The 18,162-nt window shown below is 41.3% G+C and carries 17 protein-coding genes; 2 read left to right on the forward strand and 15 right to left on the reverse strand.

Features of this window, described 5'->3' with window-relative positions; genetic code table 11:
• Positions 1-1,022: 1,022 nt before the first annotated feature.
• The 10 genes from ACYPZI_RS04600 to ACYPZI_RS04645 form a co-directional block, all read right to left on the reverse strand.
• Positions 1,023-1,937: a DnaJ C-terminal domain-containing protein gene (locus tag ACYPZI_RS04600; RefSeq protein ID WP_459599078.1), complete on the reverse strand. Its 915-nt coding sequence runs from the start codon at positions 1,935-1,937 to the stop codon at positions 1,023-1,025.
• 9 nt (positions 1,938-1,946) lie between these two features.
• A complete protein-coding gene (locus ACYPZI_RS04605) occupies positions 1,947-2,534 on the reverse strand; it encodes a 3'-5' exonuclease (RefSeq protein WP_459599080.1) in 588 nt (195 codons plus the stop codon).
• Positions 2,528-3,103, reverse strand: coding sequence for a DUF5063 domain-containing protein (locus ACYPZI_RS04610; RefSeq protein ID WP_459599082.1), 576 nt, complete (start codon positions 3,101-3,103; stop codon positions 2,528-2,530). Before ACYPZI_RS04610 ends, ACYPZI_RS04605 begins: the two co-directional genes overlap by 7 nt.
• Before the next feature lie 113 nt (positions 3,104-3,216).
• On the reverse strand, positions 3,217-5,235 hold the full coding sequence (gene ftsH / locus ACYPZI_RS04615; protein ID WP_459599084.1) for an ATP-dependent zinc metalloprotease FtsH: 2,019 nt from the start codon (positions 5,233-5,235) through the stop codon (positions 3,217-3,219).
• A 19-nt stretch (positions 5,236-5,254) separates the two neighbouring features.
• Positions 5,255-5,614: a ribosome silencing factor gene (gene rsfS / locus ACYPZI_RS04620; RefSeq protein WP_459599086.1), complete on the reverse strand. Its 360-nt coding sequence runs from the start codon at positions 5,612-5,614 to the stop codon at positions 5,255-5,257.
• Between the two features lie 251 nt (positions 5,615-5,865).
• The gene (locus ACYPZI_RS04625; RefSeq protein WP_459599088.1) at positions 5,866-6,087 is read right to left on the reverse strand and encodes a DUF2795 domain-containing protein; all 222 of its coding nucleotides are present in this window, start codon (positions 6,085-6,087) and stop codon (positions 5,866-5,868) included.
• Between the two features lie 59 nt (positions 6,088-6,146).
• On the reverse strand, positions 6,147-6,707 hold the full coding sequence (locus tag ACYPZI_RS04630) for a cob(I)yrinic acid a,c-diamide adenosyltransferase (protein ID WP_459599090.1): 561 nt from the start codon (positions 6,705-6,707) through the stop codon (positions 6,147-6,149).
• Between the two features lie 11 nt (positions 6,708-6,718).
• Positions 6,719-7,402 carry an O-methyltransferase gene (locus ACYPZI_RS04635; RefSeq protein WP_459599092.1) on the reverse strand — a complete coding sequence of 228 codons (684 nt, stop codon included), beginning with the start codon at positions 7,400-7,402 and terminating at the stop codon, positions 6,719-6,721.
• 1 nt (position 7,403) lies between these two features.
• Positions 7,404-8,108 (reverse strand): porin family protein, encoded by a 705-nt coding sequence (locus ACYPZI_RS04640; RefSeq protein WP_459599094.1) that lies wholly within the window; start codon positions 8,106-8,108, stop codon positions 7,404-7,406.
• A complete protein-coding gene (locus tag ACYPZI_RS04645; protein ID WP_459599096.1) occupies positions 8,108-9,832 on the reverse strand; it encodes a LysM peptidoglycan-binding domain-containing protein in 1,725 nt (574 codons plus the stop codon). Before ACYPZI_RS04645 ends, ACYPZI_RS04640 begins: the two co-directional genes overlap by 1 nt.
• Before the next feature lie 351 nt (positions 9,833-10,183).
• Between ACYPZI_RS04645 and ACYPZI_RS04650 the strand changes: the two genes are divergently transcribed.
• Positions 10,184-10,414 (forward strand): hypothetical protein, encoded by a 231-nt coding sequence (locus ACYPZI_RS04650; RefSeq protein ID WP_459599098.1) that lies wholly within the window; start codon positions 10,184-10,186, stop codon positions 10,412-10,414.
• 483 nt (positions 10,415-10,897) lie between these two features.
• On the opposite strand, the gene purE is transcribed toward ACYPZI_RS04650, so the two are convergent.
• Genes purE through rpoN form a run of 4 tightly spaced genes read right to left on the reverse strand, consistent with a single transcriptional unit; the run spans position 10,898 to position 13,986 of the window.
• Positions 10,898-11,404 carry a 5-(carboxyamino)imidazole ribonucleotide mutase gene (purE, locus tag ACYPZI_RS04655; protein ID WP_459599100.1) on the reverse strand — a complete coding sequence of 169 codons (507 nt, stop codon included), beginning with the start codon at positions 11,402-11,404 and terminating at the stop codon, positions 10,898-10,900.
• A 3-nt stretch (positions 11,405-11,407) separates the two neighbouring features.
• Positions 11,408-11,788: a glycine cleavage system protein GcvH gene (gcvH, locus tag ACYPZI_RS04660; protein ID WP_459599102.1), complete on the reverse strand. Its 381-nt coding sequence runs from the start codon at positions 11,786-11,788 to the stop codon at positions 11,408-11,410.
• 18 nt (positions 11,789-11,806) lie between these two features.
• On the reverse strand, positions 11,807-12,532 hold the full coding sequence (locus tag ACYPZI_RS04665) for a hypothetical protein (RefSeq protein ID WP_459599104.1): 726 nt from the start codon (positions 12,530-12,532) through the stop codon (positions 11,807-11,809).
• The gene (gene rpoN, locus ACYPZI_RS04670; protein WP_459599106.1) at positions 12,529-13,986 is read right to left on the reverse strand and encodes an RNA polymerase factor sigma-54; all 1,458 of its coding nucleotides are present in this window, start codon (positions 13,984-13,986) and stop codon (positions 12,529-12,531) included. Before rpoN ends, ACYPZI_RS04665 begins: the two co-directional genes overlap by 4 nt.
• 744 nt (positions 13,987-14,730) lie before the next feature.
• Between rpoN and ACYPZI_RS04675 the strand changes: the two genes are divergently transcribed.
• On the forward strand, positions 14,731-16,713 hold the full coding sequence (locus tag ACYPZI_RS04675; RefSeq protein ID WP_459599108.1) for a fibrobacter succinogenes major paralogous domain-containing protein: 1,983 nt from the start codon (positions 14,731-14,733) through the stop codon (positions 16,711-16,713).
• A gap of 121 nt (positions 16,714-16,834) precedes the next feature.
• Here the strand turns inward: ACYPZI_RS04675 and ffh are convergent, their stop codons facing one another.
• Complete coding sequence (gene ffh, locus ACYPZI_RS04680; RefSeq protein ID WP_459599110.1) at positions 16,835-18,154, reverse strand: signal recognition particle protein; 1,320 nt, start codon at positions 18,152-18,154, stop codon at positions 16,835-16,837.
• Positions 18,155-18,162 lie beyond the last annotated feature (8 nt).

Genomic DNA, 18,162 nt, shown 5'->3' on the forward strand with positions numbered 1-18,162 from the left:
GTGTCTTAAAAAATAAAATACCTTGGTCGGAGACATATATATGTCTTGACCCTAGAGAAAAAAATAAACAGCTTTGCTAAAAATGTGGACAAAATTGTTGGATTTTAATAGAGTATATGAAGAATGGCGCGAAGCGACAAAAGCTTATAACTTTTTAACTAAAATGTAACAAACTTCTACAGTTAGCAGTAAACAGTAGTCAGCCAACAAGGCCTTTTCGTCATTGCGAACGGAGTGAAGCAATCCAGAGTATTGATTATTAATGGATTGCTTCGGGCGAACCCTCGCAATGACGAGAGAAAAACTCCTTCCTCCTTTTAACTAAAAAGTAACAAACCTCTACAACTATTTTTTAGCTGTTAGCCGATAGCTGTTAGCCGTTAGCCCCTTGCTCGCGCGGCTACCCTCTTTGTCATCCTGACCGCAGGGAAGGATCCTGATCCCCGAGAAACAGGAGATGCTTCCTCTCGTCAGCATGACAAACCGGAATTTAACTAAAAAGTAACAAACCTCAACAGTCAACAGTTAGCAGTCAACAGTCAACAACTTGTACCTTGTACCTCGTATCTCGTCTACTCGTAACTTTTTAACTAAAATGTAACAAACCTCTACAGTCAGTTAGCTGTTAGCCGATAGCTTTTAGCCGTTAGCCCTTGCTCGCGCGGCTACCCTCTTTGTCATCCTGACCGCAGGGAAGGATCCCGATCCCCGAGAGACAGGAGATGCTTCCTATCGTCAGCATGACAAACCGGAATTTAACTAAAAAGTAACAAACCTCTACAGTCAACAGTCAACAACTTGTACCTCGTATCTCGTCTACTCATAACTTTTTAACTAAAAAGTAACAAACTCCACACTCATTTTCAAATTTTCAAATTTGCTCATTCGCTAATTTTCAAATTGTCTATTATAGATAAAATCCTTCATTTTCGAGTTGTATGATAAATTCAAGATCTATCTGATTCCGGATGCAGTATTCTTCGATGATTATTAATTCTGTATTCATAATCTACCTCTTTAAATTAAGACTTTGCCAGCTCTTCAAATAACTCTTTTTGCTCCGGAGTAAGATTAGCCGGTATTTTCACCGAATAAGTAATAATCAGGTCACCATATTTTCCTTCCTGTTTGTATACCGGAAATCCTTTTCCTTTCAGTCTCACTTTTGTGCCATTCTGGGTTCCTGCCGGAACTTTCAGTTTTACTTTTCCTGTATATGTATCAATGGTTTCTTCGCCGCCCAATACTGCTGTGTATAGATTGAGATCAGCCGTCGAATAAAGATCATCTCCTGCTCTTTTAAATTGCGGGTCTTCATTTATGACAAATGTAATATAAAGGTCGCCGTTTGGTCCGCTATTGGCTCCTGCTCCGCCTTGTCCGGCAAGTTTTATTACTTGTCCGTCGGATACTCCGGCCGGAATCGTAATCCGCAGGTTTTTACCGTTGACAGAAATAGTCCTTTTATGCGTTTCGGAAGCTTCTCTCAAATTCAGGTGAAGCTCGGTTGTATAATCCTGTCCACGGAATCCGCCGCTACGTTTTTTTGAGGAAGAATGTCTTTGCCCGAAAAGGGATTCAAAAAAGTCGGAAAAGTTTCCTTCCCCATCGAAACTGTATGTTGCTCCACCTCCGTAGCCGCCAAAATCAGTATAGTCCGCGAAGCCACCATTCTGAGATTGTTGCTGTTTTGCCTTCTCAAATTCTTCGGCATGCTTCCAGTTTTCTCCGTACTCATCATACTTCTTACGTTTCTCCGGATCGGAAAGAACTTCGTTAGCCTCGTTTATTTGTTGGAATTTCAGTTTTGCATCATCATTGTTAGGATTGATATCAGGATGATATTTCCTTGCCAGTTTACGATATGCTTTTTTAATATCATCGTTGCCGGCATTTTTTTGCACACCTAATATGCTGTAATAATCTATAAATGCCATATTTGTGTTTTATTTTTTCTTTATTTTTTCTCTGTTTTTTAACTCGTTGAATATTCTCAGGCAAGCCCATGCATCAAGAGCCGCGTAGAGTTTTTGAGCGTCGGAAAGCACATCGGCTTCCCAGTTTGACAGACGTTGCCCTTTTGATATTCTTTTTCCAAAAAGTATGCCATAAATGCGTTGAAGTCCCAGATCTTCAATCCCATAATCGTGAATAAAAGACTGAATGTCGATAAAATTAACAGGGGATAATGACTTTCGTTTATGAATCGCCGTGAAGTCGTCTTTCAGCGATAATCCGATTTTTTTTATTGCCGGGTTTACTAATATTCCGGCAAGACAATCAGGCAGTCCTATGAGGTTTAGACGGAAAAGAAAGCATGTATCTTCTGTCGATAATTGCATCAGAGCTATTTGATGAGATACTCCTTTTTTGAAGGCAGGGCGCGTTTCGGTATCAAAACCAATCGCACCGAATCCCGAAAGATAAGCTGTCGCTTTTAAGGTTTCATCTATGGTTTGCACAACAATAATACGTCCCGTAAATTTTTCTTGAGCAAAACCCGATAGTTCTTCTTTTGTAATTGTACTTACCATAATTCATCATCTGTTTCGGCTATTTCGCCTTCTTCCAAATTGTCTGTATCTGCGGAGTATTTTAAAGAATGCAAAGCTCTCAATGCATTTACTAATTTTTGCCCCCAGTACATTTTAAAATTTTCAGTACAGACATACAAGGCATCATTCATATTTTCTGTGATACCCCGTTCAAATATAGTTACAAAATTCTTTAAATCCTGATAGATATCCGCCAAGTCTTCGCTTATATTGGCTGAAATAGGAGTTTCGCTATATTTCATGTCTTGAAGGAAAACCTCAAGATAAGTATCGTTCGCGCCAAAAATAGTATTCAACTTGGATGTAATGTAATCATAATCTTCCTCTGTTACTGATATTTCCGGATTATCCTCGTTTACGGTATCCGTTTCAGGGATAAGGGATGCTTTTAGATAAAGCAGCGGAAGTATTTTGGTAAGTTTATCTGTCAGTTCCGACTCAATAATATTATTATCAAAATTTTCAAGGTAAGCGCAGTATTGTACTGCAACTGTCACAAACTCAATAGAATCTCGCGAATAAACTATTTCTTTCAATTCATCAGCCATATTTGGAGTATTACTTTTGCAATAACAAATTTAAGTGGTTATTTATGAAAAATGAAATGGACACGGATAAAAATAACCGTGCCCATATTATATTGTTATTATTTCTTGGAAATTTATTCAGATTGTCCTTCTTGATTGATTATACCGGAAATATTTTCTTCTTTAATTTCTATTTCGACATTTCGCGGAGGTTCCTCAGCTTCTTTCAATAGCTCTTCAGAACGAGATACCCATTGACGTTCGCCGAATACTTTCTTCAGGTCGTCAGAAAAGATTACTTCTTCGGTAACTAAAAGGTTTGCTAATCGGCCATGACCGTCGGAATGTTGACGCAGCAATTGTTTCGCACGCTCGTATTGCCCATTAATCATACTTTGCACCTCCTTATCGATAACCAAGGCTGTTTCTTCGCTGTATGGTTTTGTAAAACCATATCCTTCGCCGGATGAATCATAATAGCTCAGATTCGGAAGCTTTTCGCTCATCCCCAGATAGGAAATCATTGCATATGCCTGTTTTGTTACCCGCTCAAGGTCGTTTGCTGCACCGGAAGAAATATGCCCGATAAAGACTTCTTCGGCGGCACGTCCACCAAGTAAGGCGCACATCTCGTCAAGCATCTGTTCTTTTGTTGTTATCTGTCTCTCTTCCGGCAGATACCATGCAGCGCCTAATGCTTTACCACGAGGAACAATCGTTACTTTTACCAATGGATTGGCATATTGTAAGAACCAACTTAAGGTAGCATGTCCGGCTTCATGGATTGCAATTGTTTTCCGTTCGTCCAGAGTTGTAATTTTATTCTTTTTTTCAAGTCCACCTACTATGCGGTCTACTGCGTCGGTAAAATCTTCTTTCTGTACTACTTTTTTATTTTTGCGGGCAGCGATTAGCGCAGCTTCGTTACATACATTTGCTATGTCTGCGCCCGAAAATCCCGGAGTTTGGCGCGAAAGGAACTCTACATCTACCGTGTCATCTATTTTGACAGGGCGCAGATGTACTTTGAAAATTTCTTTTCTATCATTCAGATCCGGTAGATCGACAGTGATCTGACGGTCGAAGCGTCCTGCGCGAAGCAACGCCTTATCCAGAATATCGGCACGGTTGGTAGCTGCGAGCAGTATGACTCCGCTGTTAGTACCGAAACCGTCCATCTCAGTCAATAACTGGTTGAGTGTATTCTCTCGCTCATCGTTAGACCCCATATTCAGATTTCTTCCACGGGCACGTCCGATAGCATCTATTTCGTCAATAAATATAATACATGGAGATTTTTCTTTTGCCTGTTTAAACAAGTCTCTCACACGGGATGCACCCACGCCGACAAACATTTCCACAAAGTCGGAACCGGACAATGAGAAGAATGGGACATTCGCCTCGCCGGCAACTGCTTTAGCCAGTAATGTTTTCCCTGTTCCCGGAGGGCCTACAAGCAAAGCTCCTTTAGGGATTTTACCTCCAATTTCCGTATAGCGGGAAGGGTTTTTCAGAAACTCTACGATTTCTTCAATCTCTTCTTTCGCTTCGGATAATCCTGCTACATCTTTGAAAGTAACCCGCAAATCGGAACCTTTGTCATATAGTTGAGCCTTGGATTTCCCTACGCTGAAAACTCCGCCGCCTCCTCCTCCGCTTGCTCCCGACATACGGCGCATCATATATATGAAGAGGCCGAATATAAGGATAACAGGCAAGAAGCTTAATAATATTTCGATGGCGCTGGTACTGGTTTCGTAGCTTACGTCGATGTCGTATTTATGTTCGGCCCTTACCTGATCGTAAAAATCGGAAAATTTGTCAGCCGATGGAATTCTTACAAGAATAGACGGATTGCTTCCGGCGCGTTCCGCTTCATTTTTGTATACATTCTTTATCGAATCGGGACGTACGTAGGCCTTCAGTGTATTATTCTTATTGTCGACGACAATTTTACTTATACTATTGTCTCTTACGTAACCCTGAAAGTCGGACCAAGGCACTTCCTTCGTGACACTATTGTCTGAGAAAAAGTACATGCCGATAATCGCTCCGAATACTATTAAATAGATCCAGTACAGATTAAAAGGCATTTTAGGGCGGTTTGTACCCGGGCCTTTAGGCTTATTGTCTCCTTTGTTATAATTATCCATAAAAAAATCTTACAGCTAGTTAATCGATATCCGGGATAGATTCTATTTTAGCATCAGCCCACAAATTTTCTATATTATAAAATTCGCGGAGTTCCGGAATAAACACATGTACAATAACTGTACCATAATCTATTCCTACCCAGCGACCTTCGCGCAATCCATCTGTTGATATAGGGCGCTCTTTTTTCTTCTTTTTCAGAGACTCTGTGATTTCATCCGAAATAGCAGTCACTTGTATAGGCGTGTTCCCTTCGCATATTACAAAATACTGGCAAATAGTTCCGGGAAGCTCTGTCATATCTACTATTACAATATTTTTAGCTTTCTTTTCTTGGCATGCAGCCACAATGTCGTTTACTAAATATTTTACTTCTTTCATTCGCGATTTTAAAAGTCAATTATAAATCAAGCTACAAATATACTCTGATTTTTTGAACAAAATGGGCATACTTGCTGGAAGAACAAATAATTAAAGACTTTTTCTTTAGGTCGAGGCTGGTTTTACCTGTTATTACAGGTTAATAATAGTGTTTTATTTTTATATTCGAGTCTATAAAAAAAGAGACCAGAGTATTTTCCTCCAATCTCTTTTATATTCATTTTCTTTTAGCCTATTACAACCTTTCAGATTTAGTATTCGTCTTCGTTAAAGAAGAAATCTTCTTTGCTCGGATAGTCAGGCCAAATATCTTCGATTGTATCAAAGGTTTCTTCTTCATCCTCTATTTCCTGTAAATTTTCAATTACTTCAAGAGGAGCTCCCGAACGTTGGGCATAGTCGATCAACTCTTCTTTTGTTGCAGGCCATGGCGCATCTTCTAATTTAGATGCCAGTTCTAAAGTCCAATACATAATATCTTAGTTTTAACAGTTTGCTGTTTTTTATAATTCCGCAAAAGTAACATTATTTCTTATATTAAGCTCTGATTCCAAAATATTTCTTTTCCTTTTTTATTACTTTCTTTTCTCGCCAGTAAGAAAAAATAATCTGACAATCTGTTAACAAACATAAGGATTTGATCGTCAACGGGAAATTCATCCTTTACTCTGTGTATACAACGTTCTACCCGTCGGCATACTGTGCGGCATATGTGCGCTCTGGAAGCCGATTCGCTTCCTCCGGGCAGAACGAATTGCCGTAGTTGTGGCAGTTCACTATCCATTCGGTCCATTTCGCTTTCGAGCAAGGCGATATTATTGTCTGTAATTATGCTTGCCGCTTTGGGCGGGATAGCTTCTGTTTCTGTAGCGAGGTATGAGCCGACCGTAAATAATTTATGTTGAATAAAAGAAAGAACTTCCAGATCATGTTTGTCATCTACCTCCTGAATGAGAAATCCCACGAAAGAGTTAAGCTCATCTGTTGAGCCATAGGCTTCGAGCCTGATATGCGACTTTACTACGCGTTTGCCACCTACAAGAGAAGTCATGCCCTTGTCTCCTGTCTTAGTATATACAGAACTTTTTTTCATCCCTTTTCTATTTAGAAACTTATTTTGTATTCCCATCTGTATAGTGTTTTATCAAAAAACACTATGCCTATATTAAACAAGTCCAGAACGACAGTTCTTGAGTCCATGTTTATGATACTTTTCCATAACGCTTGATTGCGTTTCTTTGTTCGGATACCCTTGACAATTATAAATGTTTTTTCATAGGAAATATCAGATAAATATTGAACAATATTATCCGGTAACGGAAAACGATTTAGATTAATGAGTATGCAATCCGGCTTACAATCCGGTATAACGAGTTTTTCGCTTGGGTATAATCTGATATTTTTATCCCATATCGCATATAGTTTTTTAGCTTCATTATATTTCTTCGCAGACGGTTCCAGGCAAGCGCAGACTATGTTATCTGAAGGCGCTGTCAGAAAGAGGGTTGTTATCCCGTATCCGGAACCAATTTCTAATATATGTTGTGCCGAAAAATAATTTACCAACCTGAAATATAACTTATCCTCTTTCGACAAGGATGTTTTTTTTAGATGAGCACTCTCCAGCGCGTATCTTATATCTTCATACACATGGTAAGGTGTTTTTTCCTCAATAACTTTGGTTATCAGATTAAATACAAATGGTGAATGTATACCGTGTCCCCTGTGATGGCGGATTTTATATAAAAGCTTTAATCCCGTCCGAGTAAACTTATATATGCGCGGCATGTCAGAATAACTTAACGTAATATGTCAATTTCGCGGAGATAACCCTGTTGGCAGAGCGGGAAAACACATCAGATTTTGTATTATTGTAGATGTCTCCCAGTCCAAAAGCATATCTTCCTTCCAAAGCAAAACTTCCTATGCCCGTTCTAAACTCAAGTCCCATTCCGGCTACCAAACCATAGTCTATTTTTTTATCGGCCATACGGTAATATTGATGGGTGGCCATCGTTTCAGGTACGTCCCCGCTGGATAGATAGTCAGATAATGCCCGGTTCATTTTCTCGCTATCACTTATCAGGAAACTGATCTTAGGGCCTAAGTTTAATATAAATCTTACTTTATTTCCAAAATAGATATGAGCCAGGAACGGAAGTTCGAGATAATTCAGCTGATGGGAATGTTCGTATTGCGGAGTATTTGGCGGAGTATCGAAACTTTGCTCCCATCCTTGTTGGCTGTAATTTAGTTCAGCTATAAAACCTAAATGATTTTCGGAAAGATAACGGACTGCAACGCCCCCATGATATTGAAGCATGTTTTTGGTACTGGGACCTCTGCTTAGCCTTGTCACCTGGAAATCAACAGATGAGAATGTGGGGCCAAAACCAATTCCTACATTCCATTCCGGCTTGAATTCTTTCTTCTGTCCGTAAGACAACAGAGTAATAATCGGAAAAATCAGGAAAAGAATATATCTCTTTATCATTATTTGCTAATATCTACTTTTTCTATTACGGAATTTGTTTTATAATGAACGAAATACAAACCGTTATTGATGTATCCTCCTCCTTTGCCATTTACACGTTCGAAATTTACGGCAGATTGCAGGGGTTGTACTTTCATCTTTGTCAGGTCAGACTCGAATCCACTTCCATATTGTTTCAAGGCGGTTAAGAAAAACAGTCCTGAGTCGTATCCCAAATATCCCCACTTGGGAAATGAATTAATCATATTTTTACCATACCATGACTTATATTGGTTCGCCACATCTTGGACCTCTTTTTGTTGTTCGTCTAAAAAAAAGATACTATAGATATAAGAATCGGACTTGTGTAAAGCTTCTGCGTGTTGTGTGTATGCCTGCCATTCAGGGTAGCCAAATAGCGATACCGACGATGAGCCGAGGAGTTCTATTGTTGCTAATACTTTTCGCAATGTGGTTTCGGAGGAAGAAGCCGGCACCAATATGTTTCTTCCCGACCTTAAATTCGCATTCATATTTTCAAGCAAGTTTTCCGAACCGGTTATAGTTTTATATTGAATGTTAGATTTTGACAATCCTTTTTTCAGTTCCGCGACAAAATCCGCTTTATCATTCGACCCTGTCTCCGAAATAAAAACAACATTGTAGTCACCAAATTTTTTCACAAAAGCCGAAACTATTTCAGGATAAAGATTAGAATGGGACGTAGTCATCTGGAACAGATCCGGATCACTCTCTATGGAGCTTGTCGATCCAAAAGGTATTACATATTTGATACCTGTCTTTTTCGAAAATTTGGACATTGTCTCTATTTGTTGCTTGGATACTCCTCCTATCATAAGGTTAAGGCTTTTTACTTCATTTGTCCCAAGCAGGCTTTCCAGCCTTTTTGTGTTTTTCTCAGGGCCTGCATCAAATGTGTAAATCTCGGCATTTAGTCCTTTTGCCTTCAGGTCTCTAAGGGCTAGCAAAAAGCCTTCGTAATACTCTGCCAGCTTATCTTTCTGGATGCTGCTACCGGCATCTGTAAATGAGAAGAATATTCCTATTCGTACTGTTTCACCTTTGGAAGCGCTTTCTGTTGTTATTTCCGGCTCTACCGGTCTACGGTTATCATAAGCAGGCGAAGATGCTTTTCCCGGAATGTTTAATGCCATGCCTTCCCTCAGTCCGGTATCTTTTATAGATGGATTAGCCGCCAGAAGTGATTCAACGGAAACATTGTATTTTTTACTGATGCTGTATAAAGTCTCTCCTTTCTGTACGCTATATGCAGTTGAAATGTTTGTCACAGGTTCAAACTTGGGTATCTTTATTGTTTTGCCTGTTTTAAATAAACTTTCGTTTAACCCCGGATTTGCATCTTTGATGTCATCTACGGATATATTATACATACGGGCTACGGAATAAAGGGTTTCTTTAGCTTCTATCAGGTGATTGCTATATCCGGATATGGCTTTGCCTTTCGGGATCCGTAGCTTGTCGCCGGCTTTGATCCCTTTTTCAGCGCCGGGATTCATTGCGTATATCTGTTGAACGGTAGTGTTATACATAGCAGCAATGGAGTATACTGTTTCTCCTTTAGCGACGGTATGTATTATAATATCGTCGTAAGTAGATTCCACAGAGAAAGGTGCTGTATGCAGAGTCGCAGCATTAGTAAAGAATATCCCGGTAGAACTAGCCGTCAGGATAAACATTAATAAAAATACCTTCTTTAAATTCATGCCAATATAGTTAAGTATAATACGCAAAAATACAAAAAATGAGGATTATCCAATTATTATTGTCGATACAAATCCAATTATATTAAAGTAATATAGGAATAATATACTAAAGAGGTCGTCTATCGGACTAGTAGGAGGGTGTCCAAAAAGATAAAGATGAAACTCCCTGTCATTGGTAGGGCGATAGCCCGAAGCAATCCATGAATCGGCCCCTCCAACCTCCCCTTTCGGGGGAATCAGTAGTTGAAACGTTCGGTTATTCGCATCAACTTCTCTGTGCGCAATCACAGATAGCTTGCGTTCTCAACATATGCTCATCACTGCCGCGCCCTGCCGGGCTTGCCCTTACTTTTGGCATTGCCCAAAAGTAAGCAAAAAGCTAGCGCTTCGTCCCTCGGCGACCCACAACCGGTTTGCCGGCTGAAAGGGACGAACGGGCTATCGCCCCGTCCCATTCTACGCCGCCTGCACCGTGTGGGTGCCCCGCCTGCGGAACTAATGCGCGGGAGGCTGACGCACGACAAGCGGCTGCCTTGTCTGGCTTTAGCTGCGCCGTTAGCTTCAAGTACGGGGCACCCATAGGACGAAGAAGGCGTTAAAAACAAAAACGTGTCTGAGCTTATCAAATGATTCGTATTATACAAAACCCGGAGCGAGTTTTTTTGTTTAGCCTTTAAGTCCGTTATGGGTCGGACGTTGAAGCGGGGGCGCAAAAGCGTTTTTGGTTCCTTTTGGGGCTTAGGCCAAAAGGGACGCAAGCAATCTGTGATTGCGCGCAGAAGAATAAGGATGAAAATAACCGAACGTTTTCATCCAACAGGAATAGCATTAACTACTGATTGGCATTAATAAGGTCAATATATAAAGAAAGTGAGGGTGTGTCAAAAGTAAAACAATACTATCAAAGTGTTACCCTCTCTGTCATCCTGAGTGCAACGAAGAATCTCGACTTTCAAAAAAAGATCCTTCACTCCGTTCGACATGACAACCAACGGTCACAGGAGCGTAGCGTATGTAAATAGATAGTAAAAAAATACTTTTGACACACCCCTATTTGCAAATATTTTAATTTGTTTTGTATTTATATTTCACTTGAGCCAGTTCCTCATTTGCTTTTTCTATTTTTCCCTTGAGGCTTTCTTTGTAGGCTACCGTTTTTTTATACAATTCCTCGTCTCCCGTAGCAATCATCTGCAAGGCCAGAATAGCAGCATTAAGAGCGCCGTTTATCCCTACAGTTGCAACCGGAATACCCGGGGGCATTTGTACGATAGCCAATAAGGCATCCAGTCCATCGAGCGAAGCATCGACAGGAACACCTATCACAGGAATAGAAGTCATTGAAGAAATCACCCCCGGTAAATGCGCTGCCATGCCTGCCGCGGCTATAATAACCTTTATACCCCTCTGGTGCGCCCCTTTAGCAAAAGCCTCTACCCTTTCAGGTGTGCGATGAGCCGACAAAGCATTTATTTCGAAAGGAATCTCCATTTCGTCAAAAAACTTTGCGGCCTTTTCCATAACAGGAAGATCGGATGTACTTCCCATTATAATGCTCACAACCGGGTTCATTGTTTATTTCCCTATTAATGATTTGTAATCAGTGGCAGATAGCAGGCTATCTAATTGAGTGCTATCACTGACTGCGATTTTTATGATCCATCCTTTACCATAAGGATCTTCATTGATTAACTCCGGCTTATCTTCCAACTCAGCGTTTACTTCAAGCACTTCGCCTGCTACAGGCATCAGAAGGTCAGATACGGTTTTCACAGCTTCCACACTACCGAAAACGCCGTCTTTATCAATTGTTTCACCTTCTGTAGTCACGTCTACATAAACGATTTCACCCAATTCGCTTTGCGCAAACTCTGTGATACCTACAAGAGCCGTGTCGCCCTCAACTTTGATCCACTCGTGATCTTTAGAATACTTTAAATTTTCAGGAAAGTTCATAGTTATTTATGTTATAAATTATAAGTTTTTCAGAAAAATGACAATTCCCCAATATGCGCCTATCCATACAGTGAAATACGAAACTACGATACCAATCAGGAATCCTGCATATACCTGAGCAGGTGTATTCCTGTTGAGAGTAAGACGCGACACTCCCAAACTCCCCGCTAAGATAAACAAAATGATGAACAAAACAGATAGGTTGAGTCCTTTAATGTTATAACAAATTGACATAATGCTACCGATCAGTCCTCCTATACCCAGCATATAAACGCTAATTTTCCAGAACATTAATACCAAAGCATATATAATTAATAGCATCATTGGGACTGCTAAAACAGCCAAAAACCAAATAGTAAGTTTCGCCGAAAAGAAATAATAGAAAAGAAGCCCATACGAAAAAAAGAAAATAGTGAAAGGTAAAAATCGCTCTCCTTTTCTAAATTTATAATCTGAGATCAATTTCGTCACTTTCAATGTATAAATACCACTCACCGGAATGGCACAAGACAGAAAGAAAGCGGGTGCAATAAATTGAATGAACTGATTACCGTACAAGAACTTGAAATCTGTATATATAAATATAAAAGTAATAACATAAACCACCATCAGAAGAGGGGTTAACACAAAAGAAATAATACGGGCAAGTATCGGACCTTTCTTTTCCGATTGTTCATAGCGAAGAGAGGTTGTAGTTATCACTTCGTCATCCATTCTCATTTCTCTATCTTTTTCTTCCATCATATTTCTTTTCTTAACCGGGCAACAGGGAAATTCATTTGCTCTCTGTATTTAGCTACTGTCCGACGGGCAATTATATAGCCCTTCTCTTTTAATATTTCCGATAGCTTATCGTCTGTCAGCGGCTTCTTCTTATCCTCGTTTTCTATGCACTCTTTCAATATAGCCTTAACTTCCCTTGATGATATTTCTTCTCCCGTATCGGTTTGCATCGACTCCGAAAAGAAATACTTAAGGGGATAAACGCCAAAATTGGTCTGTACATATTTGCTGTTACTTACACGCGATATAGTGGAAATATCATAACCCGTACGCTGAGCCACGGCTTTCAATATCATCGGCTTTAACTGAGCCTCTTCCCCTGTAAGAAAAAAATCATATTGTAAGTTCATAATCGCTTCCATGGTACGTTGCAAAGTATCCTGCCGTTGTTTGATGGCTTCAATAAACCATCGTGCGGAATCCAGTTTTTGTTTAACGAACAACACCGCATTCTTATTGTCTGTGGACATGCTGTCTTTGTTTTCAACATATCCCTTCAACAAGTTTGAATATTCACGGCTTACACGCATATCGGGTATATTCCTGTTGTTCAGACTAAGGAATAATTCTCCATTATATGATTCTACTATAAAGTCGGGGATAATAGTACTCAACGTAGCAGACAGAGAATCGCCCCATGTATTTCCCGGTTTGGGATTCAGGGTGGTAATTTCCTGTATTATATCTTTCAATTCAAACTCATCGATACCCAATTGCCTGATTATTTTCTCATAATGTCTTTTGGAAAATTCGTCAAAATAATCCGTAATAATCCGAATAGCATTATCTACCTCACCGGATTTTTCTTTCCTGTTCAATTGAAGGAGTAAGCATTCCTGCAAATTCCGCGCTCCTACTCCGGCAGGTTCAAACTCTTGAATAACCTTCAGTAATTCTTCCAGCTTAGAGACAGGAATATCTAAATTCTGCTGAAAAATAAGATCATCGGAAATAGCGGATAAAGAACGATCCAGATAGCCATTTTCCTCGATACTGCCGATAATATATTCAGCCGTTTTTTTACTTTCTTCATCAAGTTCGCATTCGCCGAGCTGCTCAAGCAAATATTCATGTAAAGATCCCGCTACGGAAAAAGGAATATCGGACGGACGGGTCGATTGTTGCCCACTATTCCGGATCTGATAGTCGGGAATTTCGTCTTCATTCATATAATCGCCCAAAGCCAGATCTTCCTGAGAGATATTTGCATCATCATCAGGGCTGAAATCATCATCGTATTCCGAAACATCATCAGTAGGCTCAAGGCCTTCTTCCAATGCGGGATTATCTTCCAATTCTTGTTTTATACGCTCTTCAAGCTCAAGCACAGGCAATTCGGTTAACTTAATAACCTGCATTTGCAAAGGTGATAACTTTTGCTGCTGTTTGAGTTGTAACTGCTGTTTCAGAGCCATAAATCAGGATGCTTTCATGTAAATGCAAAGATAAAACAATAATTTATAACCAAAGGTTTTCGATACAAGATTAGATAAAACGTTTTTGTAACTTCACAAGACGACTTCGATAAATTTAAGAAAATTATCATCCCCGGTTGTAAAATGGGTAATAATAAGGTAATAACAGGTCATAATATGTAATAATATTTTGAACACCGGCATCTATCTTTGTCGCTGCTTTATGAGAGTGTGTCAAAAGTATTTTTACTTTCTTTTTGTCATGTTGAATGGAGTGAAACATCTCGTTTCTCAGGGTTGAGATCCTTCGTTGCACTCAGGATAACAAAGAAGGTAGCACATTGATAGTGCTGTTCTGCTTTTGGCACACCCCCGCCTGAAAATGCAGGAATCCTTTAGCGCAGGATGGCGTTTTCTTTGTCGGGTTATTTTAGGACGGAACAATTCTATGAAAAGAACAGACAGTTTAAGAGGATCATCTGCCATTTTTTTTATGGCAAAATCCTTCATTTTTTTTCCTGAAAATTTGGAAGTTAGCTGTTTTTTGTTAGAGAGTTACCCCTTACCTTATATATTTACGCGCACCCGCGTATTTATTATAACAATAATTTTATTAAAAACATACGGTGTCCTGTCTTTTTTTCCAGGCCATACCCATTTTACACACAGATTCCGGCTGTGCGGCTTATCTTTTAGCCGTACGGCTTTTTTATCCCCACTAATATAATAAAAAACATGAACAAAATGAAAGTAAAACTTACGATTGTTATACTGCTGCTCACAGCTTATGCCGGGGCAGTTTCCGCGCAGGTGACAATCGGTGACGGTACAGCTCCCCAGGATTTTTCGGTTCTGGAGATTTCCACGACAATGACCATAGGCGGGCTGCGCCTGCCGCAACTGACCAACGACCAGCGTATTGCCCTGACCAGCAGTGTTAAATTCCAGAACGAGATTGTCCTGAAAGGACGCGGGTTAATGATTTACAATACAACGAACGGCTGTGTGGAATACTGGAACGAACAGAGATGGATTTCGCTCTGTGAAGGATGCAGCGAGATAACAAGCGTATCGATCAGTGGCGGCACAACCATCACCCAATGGGCAAGAACTGCTATTACCCTGACTGCCAACGTAACGGGAGGAACGCCAACCTCGTATGAATGGTACCTGGGTGGTTCGAAGGTAGCTACAACGGCTACCAGTACATACACTGTACCGCAAGGCGTGAAAGATGCATCCGGTACCAAAGCCTATACCGTTAAGGCGATAAACGCCTGCTCGGATGCGACCAGTTCGGTCGCTAATGTAGTGGTAACGGCTTGTACCAAGATAACAGGCGTATCGATCAGCGGCGGTACCACCATCACCCAATGGGCAATCCCTGCTGTCACCCTGACCGCCAACGTAACGGGAGGAACGCCAACCTCGTACGAATGGTACCTGGGTGGCGTGTATGTTACTACAACGACTACCAATACCTACACTGTGCCGCAAAGCGTGAAAGATGTAGCCGATACCTATACCTATACCGTTAAGGCGATAAACGCCTGCTCGGATGCGACCAGTACGGCCTCTAATGTAGTGGTAACGGCTTGTGGCAAGATAACAGGCACATTGATCAGTGGCGGTACCACCATCACCCAATGGGCAACCACTGCTATTACCCTCACCGCCTACGTAACGGGAGGAACGGCAACCTCGTACGAATGGTACCTGGGTGGCACGATGATTCCGGGAGCGACTAACAGTACCTACACTGTACCGCAAAGCGTGAAAGATGCAGCCGGTACCTATACCTATAGTGTTTGGACGTCAAACGCCTGCACGGGTTCCTACTCTATAACGACGAATGTAGTGGTAACGCCTTATCCCAAGATAACAGGCGTATCGATCAGCGGCGGTACGTCTATCCTCCAATGGGCAACCACAGATATTACCCTGACTGCCAACGTAACGGGAGGAACGCCAACCTCGTACGAGTGGTACCTGGGTGGTTCGAAGGTAGCTACAACGGCTACCAATACATACACTGTACCGCAAAGCGTGAAAGATGTAGCCGGTACCGGTACCAGTACCAAAACCTATGCCTATACCGTTAAGGCGATAAACGCCTGCTCGAATGCGACCAGTTCGGCCACTAATGTAGTGGTAACGGGTTGCGGCGCTTATCTGGCAGGAACCACGTGGAAGGCGTTTATGTGCCATAACCTGGGGGCGGACCAGAGCCTCCCACCTTTCACTCCGGCTAAAGGATTGAACGGAGATTACTACCAGTGGGGCTATAAAGCCGCCGTAGCCGGTGTGGATGGTTTATACTTCGGCGTCTGGAACACTACTGCCGCACCTAATGGCGCCTGGTCTAGCACTACAAAAACGTATAACGACCCTTGTCCAACAGGACTACGCCTTCCAACATCTGACGAGTGGGTTACTATAAGAAGTAATACTAGTAACCCAGTGACCTATGTGGGCTCCTGGACTGTAAGTGCAACAGGATTTGATTCTGGAATTAAACTAGGCAATTCATTATACTTACCGGCTGCCGGTTGGTTGAGAAGTACTACCGGAGCTTTACAAGTTCGAAACTCAGAGGGGCATTACTGGAGCCGCACTGCCGAAGATAGCGATGCCGCGCGTGCTTTTGCTTTCAGTGATGGGTATACTAGCTCTAATGTAATCACATCCAGGACTTACGGCTTATCTGTTCGTTGTATAGCACAATAAAAGCGACCGCAGGGCACGTGTCTTTATATATACGAGAGGCCGGGAGATTTTTCTTCCGGCCTCTCGTGGTATTGTAGCTCCTTATTTTTATTAAATCTGAGTTGACTTAATATCGTAAAAATTATCTTCTCATCTTTGGCATTTTACCACCCTTCATTTGGGTCATCATTTTCATCATTTTACGGGTTTCGTCAAACTGTTTGATTAGCTTGTTTACTTCCTGTATAGATGTTCCGCTACCCTTTGCGATACGTTGACGGCGACTGCCATTCAGAATTTCCGGACTTGTTCTTTCCTTCGGAGTCATCGAATAGATAATAGCTTCGATACTTTTGAAAGCATCATCATCTATATCCATGTCTTTGATGGCCTTACCTACGCCGGGAATCATTGATGCCAGATCTTTCAGGTTACCCATTTTCTTGATCTGTTGTATTTGCCCGATGAAATCGTTGAAGTCGAATTGGTTCTTCGCGATTTTCTTTTGCAAACGGCGTGCTTCTTCTTCATCGTATTGCTCTTGTGCTCTTTCTACGAGTGAAACGATATCGCCCATCCCCAAGATACGGTCAGCCATACGTTCAGGATGGAATACATCCAATGCATCCATTTTCTCACCTGTACCAACAAACTTGATTGGCTTGTCGACTACCGACCGGATAGACAATGCAGCTCCACCACGGGTATCACCATCGAGCTTCGTTAGTACAACCCCGTCAAAATTCAACCTGTCGTTGAATTCTTTGGCTGTATTAACCGCATCTTGCCCCGTCATGGAGTCTACTACAAAGAGAATTTCGTTTGGTTTCACGGCATCTTTTATTGCTGTGATCTCTTTCATCATCTCTTCATCGATCGCCAGGCGTCCCGCTGTATCTATAATAACCAGGTCGTGACCATTCTGTTTTGCCTGTTTGATCGCATTTTGTGCTATCTGAACAGGGTTCTTATTACCTTCTTCGAAATAAACAGGAACTTCAATTTGTGATCCTAGTATTTTCAATTGCTCGATGGCGGCAGGGCGATACACGTCTCCGGCTACCAATAACGGATTTTTTCCCTTTTTAGATTTAAGCATTTTGGCCAACTTCCCTGAGAAAGTGGTTTTACCCGAACCCTGAAGTCCCGACATAAGGATGATGGCCGGAGAACCTTTCAGATCGATATCCGTAGCTGTTCCTCCCATCAGGGTAGCCAACTCGTCGTGAACGATCTTCACCATTAATTGCTCCGGTCTCACGGCAGTTAGTACGTTCTGTCCGAGAGCTTTTTCCTTTACGGTTTCGGTAAATTGCTTGGCTGTTTTGTAGTTTACGTCGGCATCTAACAATGCCCGGCGTACGTCTTTCAGTGTTTCCGCTACATTTATCTCGGTGATTTTGCCTTCACCTTTCAGAATTTTAAACGAGCGTTCTAATCTATTACTTAGACTTTCAAACATATTGTATA

The organism is Dysgonomonas reticulitermitis (assembly GCF_054601275.1).

Excerpts from the sequence above, each read along its gene's own strand:
- ACYPZI_RS04600 (WP_459599078.1), bottom strand. The coding sequence starts at position 1,937 with ATGGCATTTATAGATTATTACAGCATATTAGGTGTGCAAAAAAATGCC.
- ACYPZI_RS04605 (WP_459599080.1), bottom strand. The coding sequence starts at position 2,534 with ATGGTAAGTACAATTACAAAAGAAGAACTATCGGGTTTTGCTCAAGAA.
- ACYPZI_RS04610 (WP_459599082.1), bottom strand. The coding sequence starts at position 3,103 with ATGGCTGATGAATTGAAAGAAATAGTTTATTCGCGAGATTCTATTGAG.
- ftsH (WP_459599084.1), bottom strand. The coding sequence starts at position 5,235 with ATGGATAATTATAACAAAGGAGACAATAAGCCTAAAGGCCCGGGTACA.
- rsfS (WP_459599086.1), bottom strand. The coding sequence starts at position 5,614 with ATGAAAGAAGTAAAATATTTAGTAAACGACATTGTGGCTGCATGCCAA.
- ACYPZI_RS04625 (WP_459599088.1), bottom strand. The coding sequence starts at position 6,087 with ATGTATTGGACTTTAGAACTGGCATCTAAATTAGAAGATGCGCCATGG.
- ACYPZI_RS04630 (WP_459599090.1), bottom strand. The coding sequence starts at position 6,707 with ATGAAAAAAAGTTCTGTATATACTAAGACAGGAGACAAGGGCATGACT.
- ACYPZI_RS04635 (WP_459599092.1), bottom strand. The coding sequence starts at position 7,402 with ATGCCGCGCATATATAAGTTTACTCGGACGGGATTAAAGCTTTTATAT.
- ACYPZI_RS04640 (WP_459599094.1), bottom strand. The coding sequence starts at position 8,108 with ATGATAAAGAGATATATTCTTTTCCTGATTTTTCCGATTATTACTCTG.
- ACYPZI_RS04645 (WP_459599096.1), bottom strand. The coding sequence starts at position 9,832 with ATGAATTTAAAGAAGGTATTTTTATTAATGTTTATCCTGACGGCTAGT.
- purE (WP_459599100.1), bottom strand. The coding sequence starts at position 11,404 with ATGAACCCGGTTGTGAGCATTATAATGGGAAGTACATCCGATCTTCCT.
- gcvH (WP_459599102.1), bottom strand. The coding sequence starts at position 11,788 with ATGAACTTTCCTGAAAATTTAAAGTATTCTAAAGATCACGAGTGGATC.
- ACYPZI_RS04665 (WP_459599104.1), bottom strand. The coding sequence starts at position 12,532 with ATGATGGAAGAAAAAGATAGAGAAATGAGAATGGATGACGAAGTGATA.
- rpoN (WP_459599106.1), bottom strand. The coding sequence starts at position 13,986 with ATGGCTCTGAAACAGCAGTTACAACTCAAACAGCAGCAAAAGTTATCA.
- ACYPZI_RS04675 (WP_459599108.1), top strand. The coding sequence starts at position 14,731 with ATGAAAGTAAAACTTACGATTGTTATACTGCTGCTCACAGCTTATGCC.
- ffh (WP_459599110.1), bottom strand. The coding sequence starts at position 18,154 with ATGTTTGAAAGTCTAAGTAATAGATTAGAACGCTCGTTTAAAATTCTG.